Annotated in this window: 7 protein-coding genes; 1 reads left to right on the top strand and 6 read right to left on the bottom strand. The window is 72.5% G+C overall.

What is annotated here, in order from left to right:
* Window positions 1-94: 94 nt before the first annotated feature.
* The 3 genes from ACIQIB_RS31480 to ACIQIB_RS31470 all read right to left on the bottom strand — a co-directional run bounded on the left by ACIQIB_RS31480 (window position 95) and on the right by ACIQIB_RS31470 (window position 2873).
* Window positions 95-532 (bottom strand): DUF2752 domain-containing protein, encoded by a 438-nt coding sequence (locus tag ACIQIB_RS31480; RefSeq protein ID WP_400762151.1) that lies wholly within the window; start codon window positions 530-532, stop codon window positions 95-97.
* Between the two features lie 2 nt (window positions 533-534).
* The gene (locus ACIQIB_RS31475; RefSeq protein WP_363606600.1) at window positions 535-780 is read right to left on the bottom strand and encodes a TM2 domain-containing protein; all 246 of its coding nucleotides are present in this window, start codon (window positions 778-780) and stop codon (window positions 535-537) included.
* Between the two features lie 260 nt (window positions 781-1040).
* A complete protein-coding gene (locus tag ACIQIB_RS31470; protein WP_400762157.1) occupies window positions 1041-2873 on the bottom strand; it encodes a DEAD/DEAH box helicase in 1833 nt (610 codons plus the stop codon).
* A gap of 310 nt (window positions 2874-3183) precedes the next feature.
* Here ACIQIB_RS31470 and ACIQIB_RS31465 point away from each other — a divergent pair, with 310 nt between their 5' ends.
* Window positions 3184-3624: an SsgA family sporulation/cell division regulator gene (locus tag ACIQIB_RS31465; RefSeq protein ID WP_363606598.1), complete on the top strand. Its 441-nt coding sequence runs from the start codon at window positions 3184-3186 to the stop codon at window positions 3622-3624.
* Between the two features lie 236 nt (window positions 3625-3860).
* Here the strand turns inward: ACIQIB_RS31465 and ACIQIB_RS31460 are convergent, their stop codons facing one another.
* The 3 genes from ACIQIB_RS31460 to ACIQIB_RS31450 are packed head-to-tail and all read right to left on the bottom strand — an operon-like array spanning window position 3861 to window position 8394.
* The gene (locus tag ACIQIB_RS31460; protein WP_400762149.1) at window positions 3861-6431 is read right to left on the bottom strand and encodes a bifunctional lysylphosphatidylglycerol flippase/synthetase MprF; all 2571 of its coding nucleotides are present in this window, start codon (window positions 6429-6431) and stop codon (window positions 3861-3863) included.
* Window positions 6428-7753 carry an alpha/beta hydrolase gene (locus tag ACIQIB_RS31455; RefSeq protein WP_400762147.1) on the bottom strand — a complete coding sequence of 442 codons (1326 nt, stop codon included), beginning with the start codon at window positions 7751-7753 and terminating at the stop codon, window positions 6428-6430. Before ACIQIB_RS31455 ends, ACIQIB_RS31460 begins: the two co-directional genes overlap by 4 nt.
* The gene (locus tag ACIQIB_RS31450) at window positions 7750-8394 is read right to left on the bottom strand and encodes a class F sortase (RefSeq protein ID WP_363606594.1); all 645 of its coding nucleotides are present in this window, start codon (window positions 8392-8394) and stop codon (window positions 7750-7752) included. Before ACIQIB_RS31450 ends, ACIQIB_RS31455 begins: the two co-directional genes overlap by 4 nt.
* Between the last annotated feature and the right edge of the window lie 379 nt (window positions 8395-8773).

Genomic DNA, 8773 nt, shown 5'->3' with positions numbered 1-8773 from the left:
ACGTCGGACTCGCCCTGGTCACCAACCAATAGCGAACAGACAGGCGATAACCCGAACGCCACAGAAGATGATCAATGGAGGTCAAACGACAAGCTCAGAGCAGGTTGCGCAGCACCGTCCAGGCCACCGCGGCGCCGAGCACCACCGCCGTGCCGCGGCGCCCGAGCGGGGGCTGCCAGCTCCGGCCGGCCACCCCGTGCCGCAGCCAGGTGACGTAGAGCAGGGCGACCAGCGGCAGCGAGAGCAGCAGTGCCGCGTTGTCGTGCCAGGCCGCCGCGAGGTCGCCGTGCAGCAGGTCGTACGTCATCCGGGTGCCGCCGCAGCCGGGGCACTGCAGGCCGGTGACCTTGCGCCAGGGGCAGAACGGCAGCACCTGCCCGGGCAGGTGCGGGTCGCGCGACCAGAGGTAGGCGGCGCCGGCCAGTCCGCCCACGAGCACCGCCAGCGGCGGGACGGCGGTCCGCAGCCGGGCGGGAACGGCGAAGCCGCCCCGGCCGGAGCCGGGGCGGCGTGCCGCGCGTGGCGTGCGCAAGGTCAGTTGCTGCGCAGCAGCCGGCCCTGGGCGTCCGTGCGGTCGTTGCTGGTGAGGAAGAGGATGCCGTCGATCAGGGACCAGACGCCCAGGCCGCCACAGGTCAGCAGCTGGGCGATGCCGATGCCGATGTGGCCGGTGTAGAAGCGGCCCACGCCGAGCGAGCCGAGCAGGATCTGCAGGATGCCCGCGACGACCTTCGACTTGTCGGACAGCTCGGGCTGCTGGGCGTAAGGGGGGTACGACACGTTCGGTGTGCTCCTTGTAGCGGCATCCCCGGGCACGGCATGGTTGCCGCGGCCTCGGGTTCGGTGAGGTCGCCGGCCGGACTCACCGGGGACTGCGGCAACCGTCCCCGGCGGGTCGGCGTACAGCTGTGACGGCCCGGAAGCGGCGCGGCACGCGGAACACTAGCCGATGATCACACCGGATGTCTCTTCAATTCCTTCACGTATACCTGAATGTCATATATAGCTACTACAACCCGGAATTATTGCCTGACGTACCGTTACTTCGCCCATTCCCGGATTTGGACGATCCGCGCTTTGAGCTGGTTCGCGGTGGCCTGCGCGGTGAGCGGACCGCCGCACTGACGGCGCAGCTCGTTGTGGATGGTGCCGTGCGGCTGGCTGGTGCGGTGGTGCCACGCCGCCACCAGCGCGTTCAGCTCCTTGCGCAGCTCGCGGAGCTCCTGGTGGGTCACGACCGGCCGCTGCTCGGCCGGCAGTTCCAGCAGGTCGGCCTCCTCGGCGGGCTTGGCCTTGCTGCGCTGGATCTGCCGGTGCTGGCGCTTCTGCAGCAGCATCTGCACCTGGTCCGGCTCCAGCAGGCCCGGGATGCCGAGGTAGTCGTCCTCCTCCTCGCTCCCCGGGTGCGCCTGCATGCCGAACTCCATGGCGTTGTACAGCACCCGGTCGAAGACCGCGTCGGAGCCGATCGCCTCGTAGGAGAACTCCTCGCCCCCGGCACCGTCCGGCCCGTCGTTGGCGCGCTCGGCCTCGGCGAGCAGCCGGTCCTCCTCGTCGAAGAGGCCCTCGCCCTCCTTCTTCGGCCGGTCCAGCACGTGGTCGCGCTGGACCTCCATCTCATTGGCGAAGCCCAGCAGCATCGGGATGGTCGGCAGGAAGACCGAGGCCGTCTCGCCGCGCTTGCGGGCCCGCACGAAGCGCCCGACGGCCTGCGCGAAGAACAGCGGGGTGGAGATCGAGGTGGCGTACACCCCGACACACAGCCGCGGCACGTCGACGCCCTCGGACACCATCCGCACCGCGACCATCCAGCGCGAGTCGCCCGCCGCGTAGTCGGAGATCCGCTTGGACGCCTCGGTCTCGTCGGAGAGCACCACGGTGGCCTTCTCACCGCTGATCTCGCGCAGGATCTTGGCGTACGCGCGGGCGGTGTTCTGGTCGGTGGCGATGACCAGCCCGCCGGCGTCCGGGATCGCCTTGCGGACCTCGGTCAGCCGGCGGTCGGCGGCCTGCAGCACGCTGGGGATCCACTCGCCCTGCGGGGCCAGCGCGGTGCGCCAGGCCTGGGCGATCAGGTCCTTGGTCATCGGCTCGCCGAGCCGGGCCTCCAGTTCGTCGCCCGACTTGGTGCGCCAGCGCATGTTGCCGCTGTAGGAGAGGAAGATCACCGGGCGCACGACGTGGTCGGCCAGCGCGTGCCCGTAGCCGTAGGTGTAGTCGGCCACCGACTTGCGGATGCCGTCGCCGCCCGCCTCGTACTGGACGAACGGGATCGGGTTGGTGTCCGAGCGGAACGGCGTACCGGTCAGCGCGAGCCGGCGGGTGGCCGGCTCGAAGGCCTCGAAACAGCCCTCGCCCCAGGACTTGGAGTCACCGGCGTGGTGGATCTCGTCCATGATGACCAGCGTCTTGCGGGCCTCGGTGCGGTTGCGGTGCAGCATCGGGTTCACCCCGATGCCCGCGTAGGTGACCACGATGCCGTGGTAGTCCCGGGAGAGCGGCCCGGAGGAGTACGCCGGGTCGAGCCGGATGCCGATCCGGGCGGCGGCCTCGGCCCACTGCTTCTTCAGGTGCTCGGTCGGCGCGACCACGGTGATCTGCTGCACCAGGTGGTTGTGGAGCAGGTACGAGGCCAGGGTCAGCGCGAAGGTGGTCTTTCCGGCGCCCGGGGTCGCGACCGCGAGGAAGTCGCGCGGCTGCTTCTCGATGTACTTGTCCAGCGCACCCTGCTGCCAGGCCCGGAGCTTGCCGGCGGTGCCCCAGGGGGCACGGCCGGGGAAGGCCGGCGACAGGTGGTGCGAGGGGCCGGACGCGCCATGGGCGGCGGCCCGGACGGGTGCGTGCGACTCGTGCGCGTCGGAGAAGAGGGGCATCGAGGAGGCGGCGGCAGTACTCACGGTCTCCGAGGGGGATCGTCGCAGGTCAGGGGCGGTATTGCGGCCCCGGCCCGCGGTCGGGCGGCGATCGGACAACCGGTCCAGCGTACCGGCCCGGCGCCGCGGGGACGCCCAGGCCCGGCCCCCGCGCGGCCCGCGCGGCCGGAAATCGATGTGACGTGGATCACTGGAATCGGTCCGGGAAACCGCGTAATCGCGACCACCCCACCCGCTCTCATCCGGTGTGAGGCCGCCCCACCCTCCACAGTCGCCACCGCCGGCCTCGCACCACGAGAAGGGAACCGCCGTGTACACCGCCGCCGAAGAGATCGTCCACGCCCGCCTGATCATCTCCACTCACCGCTCCATCCGGTTGCGGGTCACCCTGACCTACCGCCCGGAGGACCCACTCGCCGTCCGGATGGCCTTCCCCGCCGAGTTCTCGCTGGACGAGCCGGCCGACGGGCCCGGCCCCGACACCGGCGGCCAGGACATCGAGTGGGTCTTCGCCCGCCAGCTGCTGACGGCCGGCCTGGAGCTGCCCTCGGGCATCGGCGACGTGCACATCCGGCCCGCGCTCGGCCGCCGCACCATGGTCGAGCTGCGCGCGCCCGAGGGCACCGCGCTGATCCAGTTCGACAGCACCGACCTGCGGCGCTTCCTGTGGCGCAGCCGGCTGCTCGTCCCCGAGGGCGAGGAGCACCTGCACCTGGACGCCGACCGCGCGCTGGCCGAGCTGCTCGGTTGAGCCCCGCCCGGCGGCCGGGAGCACCCCCACTGCTCTCCCTCCTTGCCTGCCATCGGCCAGGAGGGGCCCACCTCCTTGCCTGCCATCGGCCAGGAGGGGCCCACCTCCTTGCCCGCCATCGGCCAGGAGGGGCCCACCTCCTCGCCCGCCATCGAGCAGGAGGGGCCCACCTCCTCGCCCGCCGCCGGGCAGGAGGGGCCCAGGCCGTCGCTGCCGGGGCCGCCGCCCCGCCGCCCTCAGGAGGACAGCCGGCGCATCAGCCGGACGCCCTGCGCCGCCGTCAGGTGCGGCAGGTAGGCCTTGCCGATCGCCCGGGTGATGCTGGGCAGCGCCGCCGGGTCCGGGTACGCCATGTACATCGGCCGGTACTCCGGCTGGAACTTCGCCTTGAACGCGAGCAGCGAGCGGAAGCCGTACACCGGCTCCAGCACCCGGCCCATCCAGTCCAGCATCCGCTGCAGCGCGGTGGGCTCCCCGCCCTGCCCGGAACGGGCCAGCGGAGCGCCGGAGAGCGAGAGGAAGCGCGCGCCCTGCTCCTTGAAGCCGAGCGCGGCGGAGGCGATCAGGAACTCCGTCACCCCGCGGAAGCCGTCCGAGCGCCGGCGCATGAAGTCCAGCGTCCAGCCGACCGGTTCCCCGGCCTCGTAGACCGGCATCCAGCTGGTCACCCCGTGCACGGTGCGGTCCCCGTCGACGGCGATCAGCAGCCGCACCGCCGGGTCGTCCAGCTCCTCCAGCCCGCCGAGGGTGAAGCCCATCTCCGGCAGGCCCTTCTCGGAGACCCACTCCTCCGAGATCGAGCGGATCTGGTCCTTCAGGGCGAGCGGCACCTCGTGGTAGGCCCACCACTCGGCGGTGATGCCCTGCTTGCCAGCCTTGTTCAGCGCCGTCCTGATGTCCTGCCACTTGCGGCCGGTGAAGGCCAGCTCGGGCAGCGCCACCACGGTGTCCTCGGCGACCTGCAGCGAGCGCCAGCCGAGCTGCCCGGCGGCGGCCCTGGTCTCCGGGGTCACGCTGTAGAAGCACGGGGTCCAGCCCCGGGCGTCGCAGTACCGGGCGAAGCCCGCCACCGCCCGCCGCCGGGCCTCCGGCTCGCCGAACGGGTCGCCCGTGGTCAGCGCCACGGTGGAGAGCACCCGGTAGGCGACGGCGGCCCGGCCCTCCTCGTCGAACCAGTAGTGGTTGCCGTCCCAGGTGGTGATGAAGGACAGTGTCCCGCCGCCGTACGCGGTGAGCAGCGCCCTGGCCCGGGCGGCGTCCTCGGCGGCCGCGTGCACCACCGGCCGGCGGAAGGCCACCAGCAGGGCGCTCAGCGCGACCGCCCAGAAGGCCATCCCGCAGTACGTCTCCAGCAGGCGGGCGAACCGGCCGACGGCGATCGGGTAGTCCGGCAGCAGGTCGTTGTAGGCGGGCGGCAGGAACTGGGCCGGCAGGCCGGAGACCAGCCCGCGGAAGGTCGCCCCCGGCTCGAACTGGCCGGCCGCGGCGAGCCCGAGACCGGTGTACGCGGCCGAGGCGGCCAGCGCGGCGCCGCCGACGGCGGCGGTGAGCCGGAGCAGCACCCTGCCCGGCAGCCGCAGGCGGAAGCGCTGGCGGGTGGCCAGCAGCAGTCCGGTGGTGAGCAGCGGCAGCAGCAGCGCCTCGACGAAGTACTGCATCGCGTCCCCGTTGCCGGTGCCGGAGTCGGCGAACAGCCAGACCAGCAGCGCCACCCAGAGCAGTTCGGTGGCGACGGTGATCCGCCAGGCGAGCCGCAGGCCCCGCCGCAGCCCTTCGGCGAGGACCAACAACAGCGCCGGGAAGAGCGCTGCCATCAGCCGGCCCGGGGTGTCGAAGAGCCGCTCGACGGCGTGCGCGCGGGCGCAGTCGTGGGCGGAGAGCGCGCAGAAGTCCGCGACCTCGTCGGGGGTGAGCCGGTGCGAGAAGTAGAGCTCGGAGAAGGTGTTGAACGGTCCGCTGGCGTTGTCGTACAGCGAGGCGATCAGCGGTCCGAGGGCGGCGGCGATCAGGCAGAACGCGACCAGCACCCGGGTCTCGGTGTGCGAGGAGCGATGCGTGCGCAGGTGCGGCCGGCCCTCGGAGAGCAGCGCGCCGAGGCCCAGGCCGAGCAGCGCGCCGGCGATCCGCTGGACGCTCTGCAGGTGCCCGACGTACAGCGTCATCACCAGCGGGACGAGCACCACCAGCAGGTGCAGCCGGCGGCGCCAGAGCACGGTGAGGCGGTAGCCGAGCACCCCGGCCAGGGCGAACAGACCGGCGCCGGGGCCGATGGCGGTCTGGTCGGCGACCGAGACGGTCCACTGCTCGCCGGCCCGGGAGCCGGCCGCGACCAGACCGGTGCCCAGCAGGGTGCCGAGCAGCTGCCCGCCGACCAGCACGGCGGCGGTCCGCAGCCGTCCGAGCCGGCGCTCGGCGGCCGGGCCGACCAGGAGCAGCAGCAGGCTGGCGAAGGCGTAGGAGCTGACGCCGGAGCACCAGAACAGCGAGGTGAACGGCGTCCACCAGCGGCCCTCGGCCAGGGTGGACACGCCGACGCCGGCCCGGGACAGCAGCCGCGCGGAGGGCCCGCCGGTCAGGCTGCCGCCGGCCGCGCCGACCGTCCAGAGCGTGACGAGCAGCAGCAGGGTGAGCGGCGCGGCGCGCAGCCGCGCGCCCAGGGCGGCTGCGATCCGGCCGACGCGTTGCGGCCGGGGCTCGGGCGTACCGGTGACCGGGGCGTGGTCGGGCTCCCGTTCGCCGTCCGGGGCGTGGTCGCGGTCGCGTTCACGCTGGTCGGCCAGGACCGGCGCCGCGCCGAGCCGGATCACCGGATCAGTCCGGTCTGCTGGGCGAGCCAGGGCAGCTGGTCGGCGATGCCGGTCCGGAACGCCCCCCAGCCGTGTCCACCCGGCATCAGCTCGAACTTCGCCTTCATCCCGGCGGCGGTGACGGCCTCGTAGATCTTCTCCTGCTGCGCCCGGAAATCACTGTCGTTACGGCCGACGACGATCGCGGCGGCCGTGTCCGGGAAGCGCTTACGGGCCATCACCTGCAGCGGGGCGACGGCGTCGAAGCGTGCCGCGTCCCCGTCGAAGGCCGCCGCGACGGTCTGCTCACGGGTTCCCAGGGTGGGCTCCTCCTGTCCGGACATGTCGAGGAAGGAACCGTAGACGTCGGGGGCGTTGACGGCGAGCTGGAGCGCGCAGGTGCCGCCCATGGACACGCCGCCGATCGACCAGGAACCCCGGCCGGTGGCCGTCTGAAGGTTGTGGTGGACCCAGGCGGGGACGTCCACGGCCAGATAGGTCTGCATGTTGGCGATCCTGGAGTCCATGCAGAGCGTGTTGTTCCAGGTGGATCCGAGCTGGTCCGGCATCACCACGATCGGCGCCAGGCCGTGGTGCTCGGCGGCGAAGGCGTCCAGCGCCTCGTTCACCTGAGCGCCGAGCACCCACTCCCCGGGGTTCCCGGGCTGACCGGTGATCAGGATGACCACGGGCAGCAGCGGTCGGGGGCTCGCCTGGTAGGCGGGCGGCAGGTAGACGTACGCGTCGCGCCCCTTGAAGCCGGACTTGGGGCCGGGGATCGGCGTGACCGAGACGGTACCCTTGGCGGGCAGCCCGGGCGGTGCCTGCCAGACCTCGTCGAGCACCTTGCCGGGCGGCGGACCGACCGTCCTGGCGTCCTTACTGGTGATCAGCTCCTGGGTCTTGGAGAGCCAGGGCGCGAGCATGACCCGGCCGCTCGGGTACTGGCCGAAGCCGCGGTTGACCTGCGAGGAGGCCATCAGCAGCACCAGGATGCCGCCGACCGCCGCCAGCGCCTTGCCGCGCCGGGGAAGCGAGGGCATCCGGAAGCCGGCCAGGCAGAGCCCGAGCAGCGCGATGGCGATCCACCAGGTCACGTACCGGGGCAGCCCCTCGGGGAAGGGGTGCCACCAGCCGTCGACGACGGTGTCCAGCAGCAGGCTCAGCGCCGCGGCGGCGAGCAGCGCGGCGGGCAGCCGGCGCTTCCACCAGGCCCGGCTCCGGGAGAGCGCGAGCACGAGCAGGGCCCCCCAGCCCGCGGCCAGCACGGCGTGCGGGATCGGACCGTGTGTCAGCGGCCAGTCGATCGGGTTCCAGCGGACGGCGAGCGAGACAGAGTTCATGCGTTCTTCCCCGGCCGAGTGGTGTCGGCCAGGAAGCCGTAGGCGACGACGTTGCCCTCGTAGCCGTGCTCCTCGCTGTACCCGCCGCCACAGGTGATCACCCGTAGCTGCGCGTCGGAGGCCTGGCGGTACACCCGGTCGTCCGGGAAGTCCTTTCGGTCGTGCACTTCGATGGCGTAGAGCTGGTAGACGGCGGTGGCGCCGTCCTCGCGGGCGATCTCGATCCGGTCGCCGCGGTGCAGGGCGCCCAGCCGGTAGAAGACGGCGGGCCCGCTCCTGTTGTCGACGTGTCCGGCGATGATCGCGGTGCCGCGCTGCCCGGGGGTGGCACCACCGCGGAACCAGCCGGCCAGGTTGCGGTCGGTCTCCGGGGGCGTCTGGAGGTGGCCGTCGCGGTCCAGGCCGAGGCCGGTGACGGGCGCGTCGAGCCTGACGGCGGGGATGCGGATCCGGGTGGGGGCGGAGGGGCCGAGCGGAGGTACCACGGAGACCGGGGCGAAGCCGGAGAGGGCCTGTCCGGTGCCGGGGGCCGGCGGGAGCTCGCCGGAGCCGCCGCCGTGCAGCAGCCAGGCGCCGAACACCAGGGCGGCGCCGGCCGCCAAGGCGCCCGGCCACGGGCTCCTGCTCTGCTGGGCGCCCAACCGGCGCTCCCCTCTGCTGACGATCTGACCGTTCCTGGGAGTTTCCTGAGAACAATTCAACCGGATCGGACCTTAAGGCACATCCATACGACGGTCGTATCGCGCCCCCCGATCGGCAGGTCCAGCGGACGGAATACTGCGCCGCGTAGGGGTGTGGTCACCGAGCGAGAGCGCCGACGGGCGGAACGACACCGCATGACCATCGACAGTTCCGGACACCGGTCCGGTTGCATCATTCAGGCGATCACTTGCGCCCGTTCGCGGTGAATCACCGACCGGTCGTGCACCCATGCCATGCTGACCCGGGCCGCGCGGCTATCACCCCACTTGTCCGACCGGACGTACCGCCGGCCTGTCGCACGCCTGTCACACGCCTCAT

The organism is Kitasatospora sp. NPDC092286, from assembly GCF_044755565.1.
Classification (GTDB): Bacteria; Actinomycetota; Actinomycetes; order Streptomycetales; family Streptomycetaceae; genus Kitasatospora.
The sequence above is the reverse complement of the archived record's forward strand: the minus strand, read 5'-3'. Positions and strand labels throughout refer to the sequence as shown.

Bases quoted from the DNA above. Each gene is read 5' to 3' on its own strand.
- ACIQIB_RS31455 (WP_400762147.1), bottom strand. From the start codon at position 7,753: ATGAACTCTGTCTCGCTCGCCGTCCGCTGGAACCCGATCGACTGGCCG.
- ACIQIB_RS31470 (WP_400762157.1), bottom strand. From the start codon at position 2,873: ATGCCCCTCTTCTCCGACGCGCACGAGTCGCACGCACCCGTCCGGGCC.